This is a genomic window from Metabacillus sediminilitoris (genome assembly GCF_009720625.1).
In the GTDB taxonomy this organism is placed as follows: Bacteria; Bacillota; Bacilli; order Bacillales; family Bacillaceae; genus Metabacillus; species Metabacillus sediminilitoris.
This window is the reverse complement of the sequence record NZ_CP046266.1, coordinates 844,800-865,824: the sequence shown is the minus strand read 5'-3', so window position 1 is coordinate 865,824 and position 21,025 is coordinate 844,800. Positions and strand designations below refer to the sequence as shown.

The following is a 21,025-nucleotide window of genomic DNA, read 5'->3' as shown; positions in this document are numbered from 1 at the left end:
TCGTTGATTTTTTGTTACAGGCTGCTCGCTTTCCACAGAGCGAGCGGTGAGCCTTATCGGCGCCTCGCACCTTCCGCTCCAATCAACTTATCAATGTTTACTTCACAAAATGTATTTATAAAACAACAATCTTTTAGAAAAGAGCCTTTAATAAAAACTAAAAAAGGATAACTTCTTACTACTAAATGTAAACCATTCCTTTAAAGGGTATACTTCTTTTTAGAAAACACTTTTCTTGAAAGCGTTTCACAGGAATATAGTAACACCTAATCATCTAGATGTCTATACCAATTTTTGTTGTTTTTCGCTGGAATATCACGAAAACAAATAAGTTTACTATTAACTGGTATAGACAACTTTATTTTTAAATGATATTCTCAACTTAACAGTTAGAAAAAGAAGGAGTACATTCATATGAATTCATTTTCAGCAAAAGTAATTCTTCAACAAGGAACAATTTATGCAGAAAATCAAGTCATTCAAAATGGTTATATTAAGATAGATGACGGTAAAATTATTGAAGTTGGATCTTTAAATCAACTTCCGAACACATCTGAGTATCAAATAATAAATGTTCCTGACAACTATAGTATTATCCCAGGCATGATCGATGTCCATATTCATGGAGCAAATGGCAGCGATACAATGGATGCTACGAAGGAAGCGTTAGATGTAATGGCATCAACACTTCCGCGTGAAGGAACAACTAGCTTTTTAGCAACAACGATGACAGAGGATACAGATGCTATAGATAAGGCATTACAAAATGCTAGTGATTATATTAATTCCTTACAAACATCCGGTCAGGCAGAAATTATCGGCATTCATTTGGAAGGCCCATTTATTCATAAAGAAAAAGCTGGTGCACAGCCAATTAAGCATATTTTACAGCCAAATGTTGATCTCTTTAAGAAATGGCAAGCACTCGCAGACAATCATATTAAGCTTGTTACCCTTGCACCTGAGCAACCAGGTGGCAGTGAACTTTTACATTATCTTAAAAATCAAGGCATTGTCGCTTCTATGGCTCATTCCGAGGCAACATATGATCAAGCAATAGAAGCGATCGAAAATGGTGTTAGTCATATCACACACCTTTTCAACCAGATGACAGGTCTGCACCATCGCGATCCAGGCATTGTTGGCGCAGCATTTCTAAACAAAGATGTTATGGTCGAAATTATAGCTGATGGTATTCATGTACGACCAGAAATGGTGAAACTATCCTTCAATCAAATTACTGATGAACGCATGATATTAATAACTGATTCAATGAGAGCGAAATGGCTGGAAAACGGGGTATATGACCTAGGAGGCCAAATGGTAACAGTAAAGGATGGGAAAGCTTTACTAGATGAAGATACCTTAGCTGGTAGTGTATTAAAAATGAAGGATGCTTTTAAAAATATTCAAGAATTTACAAATTGCACTATAAAAAGCGCCATAAAAATGACCTCGGAAAACCCTGCAAAACAATTGAATCTATTTAACCGCAAAGGAAGCATTGCCCTTGGAAAGGATGCGGATATTGTTGTACTTGATGAACAGATGGATGTATTTATGACTTTATGTAATGGAAAAATCGCATTTACAAAGTAAATAAATCAACCTCGTCTTTATGAACAGCATTGAAAAATAATGAAATTAATGGGAGATGAGAACTTTGAAGATAATTGAAGTGAAAGACTATCAAGAAATGAGTCAGGCAGCTGCTGAATATATCATTAAAAAGATAAATCAATCACCTAATTTAACGCTTGGTTTAGCTACTGGAGGAACACCAAAAGGAGTTTACGAACATTTAATTGAGGATCATAAGCGAAATGGTACATCATATGCTCATGTTACTAGTTTTAATTTAGATGAATATATCGGGCTTTCAAAGGAAGATCATAATAGTTACTATCAATACATGTATGAAAACCTATTTAAGCACATTAATATCAATCCTTCATCAACAAATATCCCCTCTGGCGTAAATTCAGATTTACAAGCAGAGTGTGCTGAGTATGAAAGGAAGATTCAGCAACATGGCGGAATCGATCTTCAGTTATTAGGTATTGGCAGTAACGGTCATATTGGGTTTAATGAACCTGGAACTTCCTTTCAATCAAAGACACATGTTGTAGATTTGGCTCCATCAACAAGAGAAGCAAATGCTCGCTATTTCGACAATTTAGAAGAAGTTCCAACACAAGCCATTACGATGGGGATCAATACAATTGTAAAAAGTAAGGAAATCTTGCTTTTAGTATCCGGCAAAGCAAAGCAAGATGCGGTTGTTAAACTGTTTAATGGAGATGTAAGCGAAAGCTTCCCGGCATCTATTTTAAAAGAGCATCAGAATACGACTGTAATTGTGGATGAAGAAGCTTTAAACGGAATAAAAAATGTGAAAATATTTCAATAAATGATCTCGTTCAGAACGACACTCCAATTGTTTGACATTTGAGATGCCATTCATTTTGCGTGTTCCTTTATTGGGACAATCAGTTTCAAACACATATGATTCCTAGTGTTTAATAACAAATATAGATTTATATAAGAGTCCTTCATCAACTTTATGAAGGACTCTTCTTTTACCTTTTAAATGAAATTTGGCCTTCATCTGCGTTATGAAAGACTTTTCTTTTACCTTTCAAATGAAATTTGACCTTCATCTTAATCGTCTCCGTATCTCTGCAGCTACATTAGTAGGATCATCTAATTGAAAGATGACATATTTATATTTTTCATGTCCGTTCAGTTCTATCATAATTAATGGTTGTGTCCTTTCATAAGAAAGGAAATACCATTCATTTGCATACTTAAAACTACCTTCATAAATATTTAATAGAGAAATTGAAGTACCTGGCATTCTTAGCATCCATTGCGGGGCTTGAAAATGATCTACTAAAACATTTTCGATCGTATGATATGGCATTTTTATTTTTCTTTTTAAAGCTAAGTATGATGTTAAGCCCGTTAGTATTAAAATAAGTTCTTCATTATCAAAATGAATTCCTCTACCCATATTAACACCTCCACTTTACATAATCACTTCTCATCATTATTTAAGTTTATATGATGTGTAGAATGAGGATAACAAAAGTTTTTGTAAATCCGTGTAAAACTTTCAATTCGGAAATTTAGAAGAAAAACTAAGTACAAGTAGAAAAAGATTGCTTGTTATAAACCTCATTATTATTTTCCTTTACATTCATGTTTTAAAAGTACAGGTATGATGGTATATAATTAATTAAATTGTATACAAGGTGGAAAAACGATGAATCGACCAATACCCATTAATATATCAGGTACAGAAGCTTTAAATAGTATTGGAGAAAATATTATTATCGCTGATAAGGAATTTACTATTACATGGATGAATACAAAAGCAACTGTATCTCTTACAGCAATTGCACCATTGTTTGGTCTGACAAAAGCAGAGGACATGATCGGATTAAAGATGGATTATTTTCATAAAAAACCTATTTACCAACGAAATATTATGAAAGAATTGCAGGAAGGCCATAGAGCAAGAATTAATATTCGTGGAAAATTTGTTGCTGATATCGTCATTACAACTATTAAAAGTAATAATAATCCAGAACAAATTGAAGGCTACATGGTGATGCTAATGGATGTCACCTTACAAGCAGAGGAAGAAATGAAAAAAGAAAAGTTAATCAAGGATTTATCAGCCCCAATACTAAATATTTGGGAGAAAACGATTGCCTTAACGCTGGTAGGTGAATTAGACTTATCTCGTGGAGAAACCCTCATATCAACTGTTTTAGAGGAATGTGTTTCTAAGGGTATTGAATATGTCATGATCAGTCTAAGAGGGATTAACAGTTTTGATGACAGTGTTAGACAAAATCTCCAAAAATTATATGATTGTTTGAAATTAATTGGAGTAGAATTTATTGTTGTCGGAATAAAACCAAAATTAGCCCTGAATATTCGAGAATTTAGAGATATCCTTACATTTAGTGATGCACATGCCGGTTTAAAATACATAATTAGTTGCCAAGGTAAAAAATTGGAAAGATAAATAAATTATTGCATATTCATACTTTTTAAAGAATAAAAAAGATCCTGCCCCTCTTCGCTTAATGCGAAGTAGAGCAGGACTTTTTTATATAAGCAAAGCTTTGTCAGATAATGTACCGCCAGATTTTATTTTAGAGAATTCTTCAAGCAAGGAGGTAACAGTGAGTCCTTGTTTTTCCTCTCCTTCTGCTTTAAACACAATATTTCCTTTATCCATCATAATAAGACGATTTCCTAAATCAACTGCCTGTTGCATGTTATGTGTAATCATTAATGTTGTTAAGTTTCCATTTTCAACAAGCTTTTTTGTTAAACTGGTTATCAGCTCTGCTCGTGATGGATCAAGTGCTGCAGTATGTTCATCTAATAATAAAATATCAGGTTTAGTAAATGTTGCCATTAGTAATGAAAGTGCTTGGCGTTCACCACCAGAAAGAAGACCAACCTTAGCTGATAAACGATTTTCAAGTCCTAATCCCAACATCTCTAACTGTTCCTTAAAATACATACGTCGCTTAGATGTAACACCAGGTTTTAACGTACGTTTGTGAACACGGGAATACGCTATCGCCAGGTTTTCCTCTATTGTAAGCGTTGGTGATGTACCAGCCATAGGATCTTGAAAGACACGTCCGATATATCTTGAGCGTTGATGTTCACGTACATGATTCATCAACTTATCTTTTATCAGAACATCTCCTTCATCTGGAATCAGTCGGCCGGCAATCGCGTTTAGTAATGTTGATTTCCCGGCACCATTACTACCAATAACTGTGACAAAATCACCCTCATTTAAATCTAATGACAGATGGTTTAATGCCACCTTTTCATCTACTGAACCTTCATTAAAAACCTTATAGATCTGCTTTAGTTGTAGCAACACTTACACCCCTCTTTCTGCGTAAGTTTCTTTTCCGTTGGTCCTTTTGTTTCTCAATAATTTGCGGGATAACTAGTGCACCGATAACAATAAGTGCGGTAATAAGTTTCATGTCACCTGTGTCTAAGAAATTCACACGAAGCGCCATTGCGACAATCAAACGGTAAATAATCGCACCAATAATAACAGCCACAGTTGCACGCATGATCGTTTTCACACCAACAATTGCTTCACCAATAATGACAGAAGCTAAACCAATTACGATCATACCAATTCCCATACCTATATCACTAAATCCACCATATTGAGCTACAAACGCACCTGAAAATGCAACAAGTGCATTTGAAAGTCCAAGACCAACAATTTTTAACATGTCTGTATTCGCTGAAAAGCTTGTAATCATATTTTGATTATCACCAACTGCGCGAATCGCAAGACCTATCTCTGTTTTTAGGAAATAGTCTAATAAATATTTCATAACTAAAATTAAAACGAGCATCGTTACAACAATTGACCATGTTTTTGGAATAAATCCTTCTAAGCCAATTGATACGAAAAGCTGCTGTAAAAAGGCATCAATCCCAAGCTTATTCCAGAAATCCAAAATAAGTGTAAACACAGTGTCTTCTTGTAAAAGTGGTACATTTGATTTCCCCATAATTCTAAGATTAATCGAATATAGGGCAATCATCATTAAAATCCCCGCTAATAGTGGGTTAATATTTCCTTTCGTATGCAGCAACCCTGTGATACAGCCAGCTAAAAAGCCAATCATTAATGCGACTAATGTAGCTAAGAAAGGATTAACACCATTAACAATCAGAACAGCGCTTATTGCAGCACCTGTTACAAAGCTACCGTCGACTGTTAAATCTGGGAAGTCTAATATTCGAAATGACAGGTATACTCCTAGAGCCATAATCGCATAGATTAAGCCTGACTCTACTGATCCAAATAGGGCTGTAAACATAACTTATCACCTTTATTCAATAATTTCTGCTTCTTCTTTCCATTCTTCCTTAATCTCAATTCCCATATCTTCTGCTGCTTTTGCGTTAATTTGTAATTTCAGCTTTTGTGGATATTGAACGGGAAGCTCACTTGCTTTCTTCTCACCAGTTAAAATACTTGCAGCCATTTCTCCCGCTTCAAAGCCGATATCATAGTAGTCAAATCCGTATGCCGCGAATCCGCCACGTTTTACAGAATCTAATTCACCGACAAATAACGGAATGTCTGAATCACTTGCAACACCTATGACACTTTCAAGTGCTGAAACAACCGTATTATCTGTGATTACGTATAATGAATCTACTTTTCCAACTAATGATTCTGTCGCTTGCTTTACTTCTGCTGATGTTGATACAGATGCTTCTACAACTTCTAACTCAGTGCCTTTCATCGCCTCTTTAACAAGGTCAATTTGTGCAACAGAGTTTTGCTCACCAGAATTATAAATCATTCCTACTTTATTACCTTCGATATTTTCATTAATGAATTTAACTGTATTTGGAATCGCATCTGGGTGTGTGTCTGTTGTACCAGTAATGTTTGCACCCGGCTCTTCAAAGCTTTTTACTAAACTTGCTCCAACTGGATCTGTTACAGATGTAAAAACAATCGGAATATCAGATGTTGCATTTAATGCACTTTGAGCACTTGGTGTTGAGTTAGCGAAGATTAAATCGACTCCATCCCCAACAAAGTTTGTTGCAATTGTTTGGCTATTATTTTGATCACCTTGGGCGATTTGAACATCATATTCAACTTCTAATCCCTTTTCCTTTAAAGCTGCTTTAAATCCTTCTAATGCTGAATCAAGTGATTGATGCTCAACAATTTGGTTCACACCAATTTTATAGGTTTTTCCACCTTCTGAACCTGACCCCTGACTTGCTCCTTCTTTTGAACTATCATTATTGCCACAGCCTGTGATTGCTAGAAAGCTAGCTAACATCAAACCTACTCCCAATTTCATACCCTTTTTCATGAAATAATCCCCCTTTTAGCACTTTTGTCCTGTTATGCTTTTACGCTTTTATTGATTAAATTATACAATAACTATTAATTAGTTCAATATATTTCGAATATTTTCATAATATTTTTTTCTTTAAAACATCGTTTATTTTCAATTAAACAGCAAAAAACACAGATATGATAAGGATATCTGTGTTTTTCTTCTTAGTGACAATTTATTATTCTTAAAAAAATTAATTCGTTCCATAATTCTATTAAAATACTATTTTTGTAAAATTTGTTGTTTAAGAGCTCTTCTTAAAATTTTACCTGTCGTATTTTTAGGAAGTTCTTCTAAAAATTCGATAGAACCTGGAACTTTATACTTCGCTAAATGTTCTTTACAGTATTCAATTAACAATTCTTCTGTTAACTCATTGTTTTTTACAACAACAAAACATTTAACAGCTTCACCAAGATTAGAGTCAGGGACACCTAATACAGCAACCTCTACAACATCACGATGACTGTATATAACCTCTTCTACTTCACGTGGATACACATTATATCCGCCAACGATAATCATATCCTTCTTACGGTCAACTATATAGAAATAGCCTTCTTCATCTTGTCTTGCTAGATCACCTGTATATAGCCATCCATCACGAATCGTATAAGCTGTTTCCTCTGGCATTTTATAATACCCTTTCATGACATTAGGTCCCTTTACGATGAGCTCACCAACTTGATTCGGCTGACATTCTTCACCTAATTCATTAACAACTTTATTTTCTACATTGATAATACTTGTACCAATCGAACCCGGTTTTCTAGGTCGATCAAGCGGGTTGAAACATGTCACAGGCGACGCTTCAGATAAACCATATCCTTCTGAAACAATAACCTTGTATTTTTGCTCAAAGCCCTTTAATAAAGCAACTGGCATAGAAGCACCGCCAGATATACATAATCTTAATGTTTGTACATCTTCCTGACTTGCATTCTCATATTGAAGTAAAAAATTGTACATTGTTGGAACACCAGCAAACAATGTTGCATGATAAGTTTTAATTAAATGTGTAATCACTTGCGGGCTAAATCTAGGGACAATCAGTAATGTAGCACCGTTCATTAACGGAGCATTTAAAGCTACGGTTAAACAGAAAACATGAAACATTGGCAAGGCTGTTACAATTACGTCATTTTTAGATATTTTCAAATAGTTCGCAGTATCAATTGCATTACTGTATAAATTTTTATGTGTAAGCATAGCTCCCTTGGGCTTTCCAGTTGTACCTGATGTATATAGAATAACCGCTACATCTTCATCTTCCAACACTGGGCCATCAAATTGGGAAGAACTTGTTGAAAGTAGTTTTGTAAATGATACCATCTTATGGAAGATTGATAGCTTTGTAATATCTAGCTCTTCTTTGTTTTCACTAAGGGGGGTTTCACACACAATGATATGCTCAATCATTTGTATCCGCTCATGTAGGTTTTCTAATAATGGAATGAGAAGATCTAATGTAACCACTGCTTTTACATCCCCATTATTAATGATATAAGCGATTTCATATGGTGTATAAATTGGATTTACTGGAATGATGGTTGCTCCTACTTTTAATGCCCCATACAATGAAATGACAAAATACGGTGAGTTTCCTAAAATAATGGCTACGTGATCGCCTTTTTTAATTCCTAACTCTCGTAAACGATTCGCAAATTTGTTAATTTCTCCCTCAAGTTGCGAATATGACGTTTCAGTCCCTTCAAAAATAAACGCTGGCTTATCGCCATACTCTTTTACTGTTTGTGATAACCGTGAAGATAAATTCATTTTACCACCCCTCAGCCAAATGAATGAATTATCATTCATTTTTATTTGAAAAACATCCTCTTATTAATTATATGGAATAACAATTGATAAGGCAATCTGTGGGATGGATTTCATTTACGCATGATCCGAATTTTTCAGGCTATTTATGATAAAGAGGTGATCTTTCTTACATGTCACCTCATGACTGGAAAGATTTTAATCTTACGCATTCGCCATCTTACTCATATCCATATATAATACATTCCAGCGATGACCATCCAAGTCAGTAAATCCGCAGCCATACATCCAGCCTTGATGTTCTGCAGGTTCGCCAAAGATTTTCCCGCCAGCCTTTACCGCTTTATTTGCTAATTCATCTACTTCTTCTCTGCTTTCCGCACTAATAGAAAGTAAAACTTCAGTAGCTTGCTTTGTGTCAACAATTTCATGGCTCGTAAAATTTTTAAAAGCAGCTTCATGAAAAAGCATCACATTAGCTTGCTGATCCCCGATAATTAATTGCGCTTGATCACTTTGACCATGAGACTTATTAATTGTAAAGCCTAGATTGCGATAAAATTCGATTGATTGGTCAATATTTTCAACAGGTAAATTTATCCAAAAATCTTTTATCATCATTCTTTCCTCCTTTTATCAGACGGATAAGGATTTAACACAACATTTAAATAATATTATTTCTTTTATTTATAATATAGTACCCTCTCGCAAGGTGAATTTTTTGTATGTATTATCCGTAGTCGTCTATAGTAGAATACCTCTATTATAGAATAAATAGAAAAATAATAATAAAAAAAAAGAGTAAGCCTAAGCCTACTGTCTTTTTTTATTATTATTTTCATGATTATCTCACTATTGTTCATTTAAGCTAGATACAGAAACACTTTGTTTTTCATTTGGATTGTCAAGTGGATGAATTGTAGCTGTTCCATTTTGCTGATCGACATGTTCAATATAAATATTTTGTCCATTATAGGTTACATTAGCCATTGTCGCTGAAGAAGCAATTTCTTGTGCACGTTGTGAGTCCATTGTTGCAACCTCCCTTCATTTTCATCAACTATAATATTTGATCCAAAAGTTAAAGTTATACATCATTTTTGGTTAATTTCCCAGATTGTTAAGTAAACAACAGTCATTTTAATTTTTGATGATAGTTATAATGTCGTATTGTGATTAAAGGAATATGGATCGATCACGCCCTTTTATGTGAGTTCCCATCTTGGTCAAAGTATAAGGGAACCGGGGGTGTAAATGCAGCATCAAGTTATTCTTGTTCCCGATGATTATTTTATATATATGAGGAACAAAAAGGGAGTCATTCGAAGAATGACTCCCTTTTATAAAAGATGAATAATACACTAAGAAAGTAATGTAGAAAATAAATAAATAGCTGTTGCCCACATAATGAGAGCCGAAACTTTGTTAAGAATCATGATAAAGCTTCCTGAATGATTTAACCTTCCAACTTGCCTTCCGACTAATGCTAAAGTAAAAAACCATATCCAAGAAGTTGCAATACACGCTATAGTAAATGCAACCTTCCCAATACCTGTGTATGATAATGAACTTGTTCCAATTACACCGATTGTATCCATTATAGCATGCGGATTTAACAGCGAAACGGAGGCTGCAAATGCAATTTGCTTTTTTGGAGAAAGAGCCTTATCAGCAGTAGAATATGTAGCAGGTTTGCTTTTCCAAGTCATAAAGCCCATATAAAATAAAAAAATAATTCCAACTACTAATAACAGCAATTTAACCCAGTAGATACCCAAAACAATAACTGATACACCTAATACAGCTAAAGATATAAGGATTGAATCACATATTGAAGCAGTAATAATAACTGGTAAAGTTTTATTAAATTCCTTTTGGGTTGCACCTTGATTAAAAACAAAAACATTTTGTACGCCCAATGGAAGAATTAATCCAAAAGCCAAAATAACACCATGTATAACAGCATTTATCATGAATCGTTCAATCCTTTCTATCTCATACTTTATTATACTATCATTTAGTCAGAGTAAATCTCTTCATTCTTTTTAGATTTTTCGAAAAAAAAAAAAAAAAATTAGTAAACAAATAGGAAGAAAAATAAAATGAGTTTAGAGAAGATCTCCAAACTCATCTTTATTTCCGATTTTATTTAGTATTCTTAATAGATAAGATTTAGAAAATCAGCTTTTTCAATATTTCCGAAATATTTCTTTACATCGATCTTTTCAAGCGCTTTATCCATTTCACCTTTATCGTACCGAGCACCTGCCAATGCTGCTTCAATTTCTTCAACATCCTCTACGCCAAAAAAGTCTCCATATATCTTACAATTCTCGATAATTCCTTTATGCACTTCCAAGCGTACATCAATTTGCCCTACTGGGAATCGGTGTGAATGCTGATAGTTAAATTTAGGGGATTTTCCATAGTTCCAATCCCAATTCTGGTAGCGTTCTTTTGAGATCTCATTGATTTTCCCCCAATCTTCCTCAGTGAGATTATATGTTGGTATATTCTCAGCTCCATCAAATATATTCCGCAGCAACAGTTCTCTAAATTGAGTAATTGTGATTTTTTCTTTTAAATACTCTCTAATATTGGCGACACGGCTTCTAATTGATTTAATGCCTTTAGATTCGATTTTGTCTTTTTTCACTTTTAATGCTGAAACAACGCTATCAATTTCTGAATCAAATAATAATGTACCATGCGAGAACATCCGACCTCTTGTAGAAAATTGAGCATTTCCAGAAATCTTGCGCCTATCACTTGCGATAATATCATTTCTTCCACTCATTTCAGCCTTAACGCCCAGTTTTTCAAGTGCTTTAACAACTGGTTCAGTGAACTTCTTGAAATTGTGAAAACTATTTCCATCATCTTTTGTAATAAAGCTAAAATTTAAATTCCCTTTATCGTGGTAAACAGCACCGCCGCCTGATAGCCTTCTAACAACATGAATATGATTTTCTTCAACATATGCCGTATTGATTTCTTCAATCGTGTTCTGATTTTTACCAATGATAATCGATGGTTCATTTATGTAAAATAATAAGTAGGATTCATTTGGATCTAAATACTTAAGTGAATACTCCTCAATCGCCAAGTTGATTCTTGGATCTGTTATTCCTTTATTATCGATAAAAAACATGTTTAACTCCTCCAGTTAATCGTTGTTCCACTCATAACCTGAACTTGCCAGAACAACCTGTCCTTTAAAATCTTCACTAGCTTCTTTCACTAAATTATCGTGCTCACCGAAATGAGGTAAATGTGTTAGTAGCAGTTGCTTTACGTTAGCAGCTTCCGCAATATGTGCTGCTTCCTTACTATTCATATGTCCTGCATTTGTACCATCTTGATCCGCATAAAAATTGGATTCGGCGATAAGAAGATCTGCACCAGTTGAAAATGGTATAAATGCTTCCTGAAAACTAGAATCTGCCGTATAAACAATTGTCGACTTCTGATCAGTTATCCTCATTGCAAAACAAGGTGCAGGATGGATGGTACGTAAAAATGTAAGTGTAAATGGTCCAATCATTAAAGATTTATGAGGATCGTACACAATTCCTTTTGTTGCATCTTTATAGGTTAACCTATTAAAAGCTTGCATATCTAATGCATGTCCATAGATAGGTAAGGTCTTTTTAGTCCCCTTTAACATAGAAGTCACATAGTTTGCATATTGTAATGGACCAATATCTGCAATATGGTCATGGTGATAATGAGAAAGGATAACAGCATCTAACTCATCTATCGAAATGGTCTCCTGAAGCTTAGACAATACAGCACTACCGCAATCAACTAATAATTTGTAACCATTTGATTCAAGTAAATATCCTGATGTTGCTTCATTCGCAGCGGGAAAACCTCCCCAGTAGCCAATAACCTTAAGTTTCATGAGCTTTTCACCCTTTCAATTCTCCATTCTCTTCACTCATTACCCTATTATACAAGACGAGTCCTGAAAAGCGAAAGCAGCCTGGTCCAGAGCCGAAAACACTGATATAAAAAATGGACTATTTTCACAAAAACGACTAAATCCCCTAATTATACGAAAATTTTCAAAATTCAATCGAAAATTGTTACAAAACAGGTGTTGACACATTCGTATCTGTTATAATACAATACTGTTATAATACAACGAATCAAAATCAACGGGGGGATTTAAAATGATCATGAAAATCACTGAATTTTTCAGAAACTTACCTAAAAAACAATGCAAAGAGTGTGGCAACGATATGGAAGAACAACATGAGTGTTATGGCAACATCTGCAATGAATGCTTACATGTAACAGATCTTTAATAGGTGCCAAAACTACTGTACTATTACAATAGCAAACATCATAAAAAAGGATGGCGATTTATTCGCCATCCTTTTTTATGATGTTGCAACTAGCGTTCTGTTCATCATCGATGATTCACGAATTGCTAGTTTTGAAGAGTATTCATGTTTTTCGATGGATCGATACTGTTTTGTATGTATTTTCTCATACATAACATCCATCGATTTTATCGCCATTTCTTCTACAGGCGGTATAACTGTTGTAATCATCGGATCCAATAATTCCGAAATTTTCATATTATCAAATCCTACTACAGCGATATCCTCTGGAATGCTCCAACCATGTTTTATTGCTTCTGAAATGAACCCTGCTGCTACAAGGTCTCCACCAGTAAATATAGCTGTTGGAGTAACCTTCATATTCACTATCTTTTTAAAAATTTGTTTCCCATCGTTTACAGTTGCACTCTTTTTAAAGTGAGCGCTTTCATTAAAACTGCAGCCTGCTTCTGTTAAGGCCCGTTTAAACCCTTGTTCTCTTGCCTTCATTCCATCACTTTCTATTCCTGTTGAACAATAAGCAATATGTCTATGACCCCTTTCAAGCAAATGCTTGGCAACTAAATAGCCACTATTCGCTTGATTCATGTACACCATCGGAATTTGGGCATGCTCAACCATTTCATTGCAAAGTACAATGGGACCAAAATGTAAGTAAGAGTCAATAACTGACAATTCATTTTCAATTGATGTCAATATGACGCCATCAACCTGTTTAGTTTTAAGCAGATCGAGATACTTCCGCTCTTTATGTTTAGAGAATTGAGTTTGACAAATGATTAATTGATAGTTTTTAGCAGATGCAGCCATCTCTAAATATTCGACAAGCTGACTAAAAAATGGTGTCGCTATTTTTGGAATTAATACAGCAATAATTCCTGTTCTTTGATTTCTTAAGCTTCTTGCAGCAGAGTTTGGAACATACCCCAAATGTTCCACAGCCTGCTGAACTAATCTCTTTTTCTCATCAGAAACATATGGATGATCATTTAAGACACGAGATACAGTCGTTCTTGATAATCCTGCCAGTTTCGCGACATCTTCTATGGTAGACAAATTTCTCCCTCCCCATGGCTCTATGTTGCCCACCTTGTTTGACACCTGAAAACGTTTTCAGGATTAATTATATGAAAATATTAATCATATTTCAACCTTTTTTTACAATAAATCCTTCATCCCTAGGTATTTGTATGTACAATGATCAATATAACGATCGTTCTGCACACCTAACCTTAGGATCACTTCATAGCGTTTACCATAGCATCGAGCTTCTTTATTGTTTTCCAATTGCGTACTGTTGCTGAAACTCCTAACTTTTGAATCTGAATTGGCAGCTTTGCACGGTGGAAACTTTTCCGTAAATAGACATAAATCTCCTTACCATTTATGTAACATTCTTCTGTTTCACTTTTAAATGCGAGTAACTGTTGCATACTTGCCTTAGTAGGCTCTGTCTCCAACAGTGCTAAGTGCATACTCTCCCCTTCAGATATCGAGTTTACAGCGTAAGGACAATTCTTAATTATTTCTTCCCACTCTGGAGATGACCGTAAGATAACAGGAACTAAAAATCCAAATTCACTTTTTATCACTTGTTCAATTTGTAATTTTAATTTTTCGGGCTTATCTTCAGACTGAAATACAATGTTCCCACTTTGGATGTAAGTTTGAACATGTCCTAAGCCTATACTTTTTAAGGAATTTCTTAAATCTTGCATCTTAATTAAATTGTGTCCACCTACATTAATCCCTCGTATCAATGCGATATAGATTGTCACTCAAACACCTTCCATTTTCTTGAATTGTGTAGTGCATGATTAACTATCCTTATTTTACCATCATCCTTCTTTTAAAATAAAAAAGGTGGTCAAAAATTGACCACCTTTTTTATTTATCATTCAGTAACAATTTCCTTCACTCTGCCCACGATCCCATTCTCTAGCATTACCTTTATACCATGTGGATGTGTTGCTGAATTTGTTAGTATTTTTGAAACAACACCTTCAGTTAATTTTCCTGATCGTTGGTCTTGTTTTTGTACCACTCTTACCTTTGTCCCTTGTTTAATATCTTCTCTTTTGGTTCCTGTCATACAATAATAACTCCTTTAGTTTCCTACTAGGTATAGCAAATCTATTATGGATCACTAGCATATATAAAGCAAACTTCAAAAAGACATTAAATTACATAACAAATGGAAAATATCCCTATAGAAGTCTTACAAAAAACTAAATATGAATCCTAGATTGCTTTTAAAAACAATCTGGTCATTCATCGCTTTCATACTATTGTTATATAAGGCTCACAATAAACATAGCAATTTTTCGTAATTCGAAGGGGTTTTACCTTATAGATATACTATAAAAAAGAGGACATTTGAAAGGATGTAGGTAGATATGAAATCCAAATCTACTTCGAAGATTGTATTCAAGAGTTTACTGAAATGATGCAAGTATCGAACAATATCTATAAAAGCTGTTTTTCTTATATTTTTTACTGCTCAGCCAAAAGTAGATAAGCAAAAAGTTATACAACAAAAGGTACACCAAATAAAAGAGTATTTCCCCTACAACAATCTAATTAGGTTCATCTTATTGCATCATAATTCTTTTCCCTTACTCCAAGTTTCTTTTAACTATTTCTCACAAAGCAATAATGTGAATGTTTTAAACGAAGAAAAAAGTGTATCCTAGAATTCATCTAAAGAATACACTCTTTTTCTCCTATCTCGATCAGCTTCTTTAATTTCTCAACGCTATCATTTAAGGAAAGGGAGTAATAGTTGGTTCCTATTTGTTCGATCATGATAAGTTTCGTTGTTACCGTAATTTTCGAATTATGGTAATTCATTGGACGGAAAAAGTTCGATTGTTCTGTTATTTCATTTACACTTACTCAGCTAACAATAGAATAATATCCTGTCCTGCTGAGTCACTTAAATATGAAATAATGAAATTCCTTAATACATCAAATGCTTGCTGCCCCATCATCATTCCTCCTTATTTAAGGTATGAGACCTGAGAAATCCTAAGAGAATATTAAATAAACTATTCTTTTCTTGCAATTGACTTTGCTATTTTTGCAGCTAGACTTCTCGGTAGGAATTTCGCAGCTATTGTACCCGCTTTATTCAGACCACCTGTTACAACAACGCGCTTTCCATTCAATAAAGCATTGTAGCCTTGTTTCGCAACAATTTCTGCATTCATTGCTCTACTAAACATTTTTGTTCCCTCAACATTAGCTACTGATCCGAAGTTGGTTTTAGTAGGACCAGGACAAAGTGTTGTCACCATAACTTTACTGTCTGATAATTCTTCTACTAGTGCTTCAGAGAACGAAAGCACATATGCTTTTGTTGCATAATAAACAGCCATCAAAGGACCTGGTTGGAATGCAGCTGTACTTGCAATATTTAATATCTTACCATCCTTTTTTTGTTTCATTTTTGGTAACAAGTAATAAGTTAGTTCCGTTAACGCAGCTACATTTAATTGAATCATATTCAATTGTTCTTGAATATCCAACTGATCAAAATGACCTAATAAACCAAAGCCAGCATTGTTTACCAATACGTCAATGGTGATTTCTTGCTTATCCATTTCCTCAATTACTTCTTTTACAGCATTAGGTTCACTTAAATCTTTTACAATAACCTTTATTTCAATGTTTTGAAAAGACTGTTTGATTTGCTCCATTTTTTGTTTATTTCTTGAGACGATTACGAGGTTATATCCGTCTTTTGCAAATAATTTAACAAATTCATACCCTAATCCACTAGTTGCACCTGTTATGAGAGCTGTTTTCGGCATGTTAACTTCCTCCTAAATACAGATTTTAAATGTTTAAAATAAAGGCTATTTTCTAAGACATTGTTGCTTTTAAATCGAAAACTATTTAAGGTTAATTGGAGCAGATTGCGAGACTCATGCGGGAGCAGCGGGACAGGTGAGACTCATGCAGGCGTTTACGCCGAGGAGGCTCACCGCCCGCCCCGCGGAAAGCGAACATCTCTCGCTGCAATCAACCTCCGCATTACTTGTCAAATAGCAACAAAGTTTGCCAAAACACCAATAAAAAAAAAGTCTTCAGTAGTCAATCCAATAAATACAGGGTACTTAAAATGACCGTTTCACTTTTTAATCTTTCTTCTCTCATTCATAAATATGGTGAGGATTTGAATCCTCACCATATTTATCCTTCTAATCCAATAACTAAACCTTTTTTAAATGTGTGCCATCTCCTCATTACTTGCTCTATGATTTTCTTTTTTCAACTTCCAAGAAAAGTAGATAATTGTCCCACTTACAGCACATAGTAAAAATCCGACTAATACAAGTGCTTGTGACCACATATAAGCAAAATCCCCGCTAGAAATGACGGCTTTAAATCCCGCAACAGAGTACGTCATCGGCAGCCATTGATTGATTTTCTGATAAAGATCAGGAATTAATTCTAACGGAAATGTTCCTGCACTTGTTGTTAATTGAAGAATTAGTATAATGATAGCAATAAAGCGACCTGGATCAGCCATTGTTGTCACTAAAAACTGTACGATTGAAATAAATGTTAAGCTTGTCAAAATACTAAACAAAACAAACAATCCAACACTTTTTACTTCTATCCCTAATCCGAATAAGAGAACAAAATCTGCAAGGATTGCTTGAATTACTGCTACCATGAAAAGAATGCTAAATTTGCTTATAAACCATGAGAATCCAGATTTAGGAGCTGCTGATGGTTTACGCAGCGGAAAGACTACTGTTAAAAGTAATGTTCCTACAAACAATGCTAAAGATAGAAAATAAGGGGCAAGCCCAGTACCATAGTTCGGTATATCATTTACTTCTTCTGTCTTTACATCTACAGGATCTGCAATCATATCATATTGTTCATCAGAACCTTTCACATCTTTTGTTTCATCTGCTGCTTCTCCAAGCTTCGTCGAAAGCTCACTTGTTCCATCTGAAAGTTCTTTTAAACCATCATCAAGTTGGTCGGCTCCATCAGCTAATTTTACGGAACCGTCTTCTAAAGCTGTCGAACCATTTGCTAGCTTACCAATTCCATCTTCTAGTGCTTCACTGCCAGTTTTCAGCTGAGCTGATCCTGTTTTTGCTTCAGTAATTTTATCTCCAAAATTCCCGAGCCCTGCTGTGATTTGTGATTGGCCATCATTTACTTGGACGGCACCATTGTATAACTTTTCTTGTCCCAAAGTTAATTGATTAATTGCATCTTGTACAGAAGTTGTACCTTCATAGAGCTTTTCAGTATTGGCCGGTAATACACTAACACTTGTATGAAGCTCACCAGCCCCTGCTGCTATTTGATTTAGACTTGTAGATAGCTGTTTCCCACCTTGATCTAAGGTGTTAAGATCGTCCGCTAATTTTAATAGTTCCTGCTGCTTATCTTCAGGTAATGGCATGCCTTGTAATTCTATCAGCATATCATTTACTTCTTTTGTTACTTGTGATAAATTTTGCGACAAATTAGCTGCTCCTACACTTGCATTAGATGTTCCATCTGCAAGCTGCTTTGTCCCTTCAACTAGTTTTGGTGCTTGATTATGAAACTCCTCTGTACCAGCTGTTAAAGTTGGGAGCGATTTTTGTAATTCCTTCATTCCTGATAATGAATCATTTAGGCCTGTTACTAATTGTGCTGTCCCTGATTCCGTTTTTACGGATCCATTATATAACTCATTTTGACCTTGTTTCATTTTCGACAATCCATCATCTAAGCTGCCTATGCCATTTGTAAGCTCAGATGTACCTGTTGATGCTCCATGTAAGCCGTCTTTAAAGGTAACTGATTTTTTTACTAATTCATGTAGACTTTTATCAAGGGTTTCAGAACCTTCTTTAAGCTTTCCTGTACCATTATTTAGTTCATTTGCTCCATTACTTGCCTCGCCAATTCCATCTGACATTAACTCAATATTATTAAAAATCGTTTCTGCATATGTTTTTGTTAATGAAGTGGCAACTTCTTCTTTTATTTTCGCAACAGCACTTTCTCCAATTTGTCCTGAAATAAAGTTATAGGCTTTGTTTGTTTTGAATGACAGTTCTAAATGCTGCGGATGATCGGCTTGTAAAGTTGTAGCATTGCTTGAAAAATTTTCGGGTATTTCAATTGCCATGTAAAACTCATGATTTTCTAGGCCTTTTTCAGCTTTATTCTTATCAACAAAATGCCATTCAAATGTAGGGTTTTCCTTTAAGTTTTTAACAAGTTCATTTCCAACTGCTAGTTCTTCTCCTTCATACGTTGTGCCATTATCATTATTCACAACAGCAACAGACAACTCTTCAAGCTTTCCGTAAGGGTCCCAAAAAGCACCAAGGTACCCGCCGCTATACATTAACGGAATAAATAAAACCCCAATTACAGCAATCATCACTTTTTTATTTTTAAATAATGCCTTCCATTCGTTTTTTATTAAAGACATATGTTCATTCCTCCTCAATGGATAATTCTAAAAATGACTATTTTGTTCATTTAGTCAATACTAGCAAAAAAGAGAGGATTATCAGATTGATAATCCTTTCAATATATATTGTTCTAATACTTTTGCAATTTTTTCTTTATCAAGCGGTTCATGATTTTTTTCCCAATCAAATATTAATGAAACGTATAATTTTAATAAAATAAAAGCAGTTAACTCTGGATCACATGGTTGGATTTCCTTTTTATCAATTGCAACAATGATTTTTTGTTTAATATAATTAAGTACCATCGCTTCAACCTTTTGTACGCCTTCTTTTACCATCGGAGTTCCCATTTCATTGCTTTCTTGAAAAATTTTTATTGTTAATTGATGTGACTTACGAAATTCTAAGATACGATAAATGGCACGATGGACATTTTCGAAAAATGGGAGCTGTGAGTTAAATGCATCTTCCGCAGCTTCTTTCATATCTAATAAAACACCATCTAGGATTTCAGAAAATAATTCTTCCTTGTTTTTATAGAACGTATAAATCGTGCCCTTTCCAACATTAGCTAGTCGTGAAACTTGGTCCATTGTTGTTGCTTTATATCCGAATTGCGCAAACGATTTAGTTGCTGCTTCCAAAATAAGTTGCTTACGATTTATACTCAATTTTTTCACCCCTAAGTCGAAAATGACCAATTGAATAATTTAGTCAGTTTTTATAGAAGTAATATATCATGATCATAAAATTTTAACAATGAAATTTTATTGGATATAGCGAAAATTTTATTTTCCAAAGGCATTATCTAGAATTTCAATCTTGCTGGTAGTCGCTTTTCCCATATCTTTTGTATGTTGAACAAGCTTAATGATGTCTTTATGTGCCTTTTTTGCTCCTGAAATTAATAAGGGAACACCAATAAAATGGATTTTTAATCTCCTTGAAAATAAGCCTCCAAACGTCATAGCTAATGGTACTATAGGAGATGTATTTGAAAAGATGATCTTTTCATCAAGTTTCCCGGTGTCATTAAATAGTTCAAACACACTATACATAGCTGGAACAATTACTTTCGATGAACCTCTACCTAATGTATACACTTTATTTCCCTCTTCATCATTGCCATGGAAAAATAACTTCCCCATATCTTTCGTTGTTAATTTATTAAAAACATCAATTTTTAATATCTCATCCTTTGTAGGTTCTTTATGATCAGAAAGCTTGTTCAAATGATAGGCAGCTGCAAGTGCTGATGAATGTGTCCCGCCATAACAGTTGTATATATAGATCAAATATTTCACACCTTTTTTATTATTATTAGAACTATTTTATACGAAAACCTCCAGGTCTATTACTCTTAGCAGCCTCCAAGAAAAGCTGTATGTACATTATTAATGAAACGATTTTATATGATAGAAAAAATTCAGAGCATTAACAGATCGTAAGTTGATCGGACTACCCAATACTAAACCTTCTATATAAGGTTTACAGTATATTATTTTTTTATTTGAGAATGCTAGGAATA

General features: G+C 34.4%; 21 protein-coding genes. 4 read left to right on the top strand and 17 right to left on the bottom strand.

Going from position 1 to position 21,025, the window contains the following annotated elements; genetic code table 11:
• The first annotated feature begins 414 nt into the window (after positions 1 to 414).
• On the top strand, positions 415 to 1,599 hold the full coding sequence (gene nagA, locus GMB29_RS04480; protein WP_136353803.1) for an N-acetylglucosamine-6-phosphate deacetylase: 1,185 nt from the start codon (positions 415 to 417) through the stop codon (positions 1,597 to 1,599).
• A 64-nt stretch (positions 1,600 to 1,663) separates the two neighbouring features.
• A complete protein-coding gene (gene nagB / locus GMB29_RS04475; RefSeq protein WP_136353801.1) occupies positions 1,664 to 2,410 on the top strand; it encodes a glucosamine-6-phosphate deaminase in 747 nt (248 codons plus the stop codon).
• Positions 2,411 to 2,656: 246 nt separating this feature from the next.
• Here nagB and GMB29_RS04470 read toward each other — a convergent pair whose 3' ends face one another.
• A complete protein-coding gene (locus GMB29_RS04470; protein ID WP_136353799.1) occupies positions 2,657 to 3,013 on the bottom strand; it encodes a hypothetical protein in 357 nt (118 codons plus the stop codon).
• A 252-nt stretch (positions 3,014 to 3,265) separates the two neighbouring features.
• On the opposite strand from GMB29_RS04470, the gene GMB29_RS04465 reads away from it, so the two are divergent.
• The gene (locus GMB29_RS04465; protein WP_136353798.1) at positions 3,266 to 4,036 is read left to right on the top strand and encodes an STAS domain-containing protein; all 771 of its coding nucleotides are present in this window, start codon (positions 3,266 to 3,268) and stop codon (positions 4,034 to 4,036) included.
• An 84-nt stretch (positions 4,037 to 4,120) separates the two neighbouring features.
• Here GMB29_RS04465 and GMB29_RS04460 read toward each other — a convergent pair whose 3' ends face one another.
• The 9 genes from GMB29_RS04460 to GMB29_RS04415 all read right to left on the bottom strand — a co-directional run bounded on the left by GMB29_RS04460 (position 4,121) and on the right by GMB29_RS04415 (position 12,612).
• Positions 4,121 to 4,915 (bottom strand): ABC transporter ATP-binding protein, encoded by a 795-nt coding sequence (locus GMB29_RS04460; protein ID WP_136353796.1) that lies wholly within the window; start codon positions 4,913 to 4,915, stop codon positions 4,121 to 4,123.
• Positions 4,890 to 5,885: an ABC transporter permease gene (locus tag GMB29_RS04455; RefSeq protein ID WP_136353794.1), complete on the bottom strand. Its 996-nt coding sequence runs from the start codon at positions 5,883 to 5,885 to the stop codon at positions 4,890 to 4,892. The genes GMB29_RS04460 and GMB29_RS04455 overlap by 26 nt, the downstream gene beginning before the upstream one ends.
• Before the next feature lie 12 nt (positions 5,886 to 5,897).
• The gene (locus tag GMB29_RS04450; RefSeq protein ID WP_136353792.1) at positions 5,898 to 6,905 is read right to left on the bottom strand and encodes an ABC transporter substrate-binding protein; all 1,008 of its coding nucleotides are present in this window, start codon (positions 6,903 to 6,905) and stop codon (positions 5,898 to 5,900) included.
• Between the two features lie 249 nt (positions 6,906 to 7,154).
• Positions 7,155 to 8,711, bottom strand: a complete 1,557-nt coding sequence (locus GMB29_RS04445) for a fatty acid--CoA ligase family protein (RefSeq protein WP_136353790.1) — start codon at positions 8,709 to 8,711, stop codon at positions 7,155 to 7,157.
• 201 nt (positions 8,712 to 8,912) lie between these two features.
• Positions 8,913 to 9,326, bottom strand: a complete 414-nt coding sequence (locus tag GMB29_RS04440; protein WP_136353788.1) for a VOC family protein — start codon at positions 9,324 to 9,326, stop codon at positions 8,913 to 8,915.
• A 234-nt stretch (positions 9,327 to 9,560) separates the two neighbouring features.
• A complete protein-coding gene (locus tag GMB29_RS04435; RefSeq protein WP_136353786.1) occupies positions 9,561 to 9,740 on the bottom strand; it encodes a small acid-soluble spore protein H in 180 nt (59 codons plus the stop codon).
• 329 nt (positions 9,741 to 10,069) lie between these two features.
• Positions 10,070 to 10,681 carry a LysE/ArgO family amino acid transporter gene (locus GMB29_RS04425; RefSeq protein ID WP_136353784.1) on the bottom strand — a complete coding sequence of 204 codons (612 nt, stop codon included), beginning with the start codon at positions 10,679 to 10,681 and terminating at the stop codon, positions 10,070 to 10,072.
• Positions 10,682 to 10,866: 185 nt separating this feature from the next.
• Positions 10,867 to 11,859 carry a lipoate--protein ligase gene (locus tag GMB29_RS04420; protein WP_136353782.1) on the bottom strand — a complete coding sequence of 331 codons (993 nt, stop codon included), beginning with the start codon at positions 11,857 to 11,859 and terminating at the stop codon, positions 10,867 to 10,869.
• Between the two features lie 15 nt (positions 11,860 to 11,874).
• Positions 11,875 to 12,612, bottom strand: coding sequence for an MBL fold metallo-hydrolase (locus GMB29_RS04415; protein ID WP_136353780.1), 738 nt, complete (start codon positions 12,610 to 12,612; stop codon positions 11,875 to 11,877).
• 271 nt (positions 12,613 to 12,883) lie between these two features.
• Between GMB29_RS04415 and yhfH the strand changes: the two genes are divergently transcribed.
• Entirely contained in the window at positions 12,884 to 13,018 is a 135-nt protein-coding gene (yhfH, locus tag GMB29_RS04410; RefSeq protein WP_136353779.1) for a protein YhfH, read from the top strand.
• Positions 13,019 to 13,093: 75 nt separating this feature from the next.
• Here the strand turns inward: yhfH and GMB29_RS04405 are convergent, their stop codons facing one another.
• The 7 genes from GMB29_RS04405 to GMB29_RS04375 all read right to left on the bottom strand — a co-directional run bounded on the left by GMB29_RS04405 (position 13,094) and on the right by GMB29_RS04375 (position 20,792).
• On the bottom strand, positions 13,094 to 14,113 hold the full coding sequence (locus GMB29_RS04405) for a LacI family DNA-binding transcriptional regulator (protein ID WP_136353777.1): 1,020 nt from the start codon (positions 14,111 to 14,113) through the stop codon (positions 13,094 to 13,096).
• Positions 14,114 to 14,295: 182 nt separating this feature from the next.
• Entirely contained in the window at positions 14,296 to 14,835 is a 540-nt protein-coding gene (locus tag GMB29_RS04400) for a DUF1697 domain-containing protein (protein ID WP_136353775.1), read from the bottom strand.
• Positions 14,836 to 14,951: 116 nt separating this feature from the next.
• Positions 14,952 to 15,149, bottom strand: coding sequence for a YwbE family protein (locus tag GMB29_RS04395; RefSeq protein WP_136353773.1), 198 nt, complete (start codon positions 15,147 to 15,149; stop codon positions 14,952 to 14,954).
• Between the two features lie 955 nt (positions 15,150 to 16,104).
• Positions 16,105 to 16,869, bottom strand: a complete 765-nt coding sequence (locus tag GMB29_RS04390) for an SDR family NAD(P)-dependent oxidoreductase (RefSeq protein WP_168733839.1) — start codon at positions 16,867 to 16,869, stop codon at positions 16,105 to 16,107.
• Between the two features lie 413 nt (positions 16,870 to 17,282).
• The gene (locus GMB29_RS04385) at positions 17,283 to 19,514 is read right to left on the bottom strand and encodes a YhgE/Pip domain-containing protein (RefSeq protein WP_136353769.1); all 2,232 of its coding nucleotides are present in this window, start codon (positions 19,512 to 19,514) and stop codon (positions 17,283 to 17,285) included.
• A gap of 81 nt (positions 19,515 to 19,595) precedes the next feature.
• A complete protein-coding gene (locus GMB29_RS04380; RefSeq protein ID WP_136353768.1) occupies positions 19,596 to 20,168 on the bottom strand; it encodes a TetR/AcrR family transcriptional regulator in 573 nt (190 codons plus the stop codon).
• A gap of 117 nt (positions 20,169 to 20,285) precedes the next feature.
• Positions 20,286 to 20,792, bottom strand: coding sequence for a DUF3189 family protein (locus GMB29_RS04375; RefSeq protein ID WP_136353766.1), 507 nt, complete (start codon positions 20,790 to 20,792; stop codon positions 20,286 to 20,288).
• Between the last annotated feature and the right edge of the window lie 233 nt (positions 20,793 to 21,025).

Excerpts from the sequence above, each read along its gene's own strand:
- nagA (WP_136353803.1), top strand. The coding sequence starts at position 415 with ATGAATTCATTTTCAGCAAAAGTAATTCTTCAACAAGGAACAATTTAT.
- GMB29_RS04470 (WP_136353799.1), bottom strand. The coding sequence starts at position 3,013 with ATGGGTAGAGGAATTCATTTTGATAATGAAGAACTTATTTTAATACTA.
- GMB29_RS04465 (WP_136353798.1), top strand. The coding sequence starts at position 3,266 with ATGAATCGACCAATACCCATTAATATATCAGGTACAGAAGCTTTAAAT.
- GMB29_RS04455 (WP_136353794.1), bottom strand. The coding sequence starts at position 5,885 with ATGTTTACAGCCCTATTTGGATCAGTAGAGTCAGGCTTAATCTATGCG.
- GMB29_RS04450 (WP_136353792.1), bottom strand. The coding sequence starts at position 6,905 with ATGAAAAAGGGTATGAAATTGGGAGTAGGTTTGATGTTAGCTAGCTTT.
- GMB29_RS04445 (WP_136353790.1), bottom strand. The coding sequence starts at position 8,711 with ATGAATTTATCTTCACGGTTATCACAAACAGTAAAAGAGTATGGCGAT.
- GMB29_RS04440 (WP_136353788.1), bottom strand. The coding sequence starts at position 9,326 with ATGATAAAAGATTTTTGGATAAATTTACCTGTTGAAAATATTGACCAA.
- GMB29_RS04435 (WP_136353786.1), bottom strand. The coding sequence starts at position 9,740 with ATGGACTCACAACGTGCACAAGAAATTGCTTCTTCAGCGACAATGGCT.
- GMB29_RS04425 (WP_136353784.1), bottom strand. The coding sequence starts at position 10,681 with ATGATAAATGCTGTTATACATGGTGTTATTTTGGCTTTTGGATTAATT.
- GMB29_RS04420 (WP_136353782.1), bottom strand. The coding sequence starts at position 11,859 with ATGTTTTTTATCGATAATAAAGGAATAACAGATCCAAGAATCAACTTG.
- GMB29_RS04415 (WP_136353780.1), bottom strand. The coding sequence starts at position 12,612 with ATGAAACTTAAGGTTATTGGCTACTGGGGAGGTTTTCCCGCTGCGAAT.
- yhfH (WP_136353779.1), top strand. The coding sequence starts at position 12,884 with ATGATCATGAAAATCACTGAATTTTTCAGAAACTTACCTAAAAAACAA.
- GMB29_RS04395 (WP_136353773.1), bottom strand. The coding sequence starts at position 15,149 with ATGACAGGAACCAAAAGAGAAGATATTAAACAAGGGACAAAGGTAAGA.
- GMB29_RS04390 (WP_168733839.1), bottom strand. The coding sequence starts at position 16,869 with ATGCCGAAAACAGCTCTCATAACAGGTGCAACTAGTGGATTAGGGTAT.
- GMB29_RS04385 (WP_136353769.1), bottom strand. The coding sequence starts at position 19,514 with ATGTCTTTAATAAAAAACGAATGGAAGGCATTATTTAAAAATAAAAAA.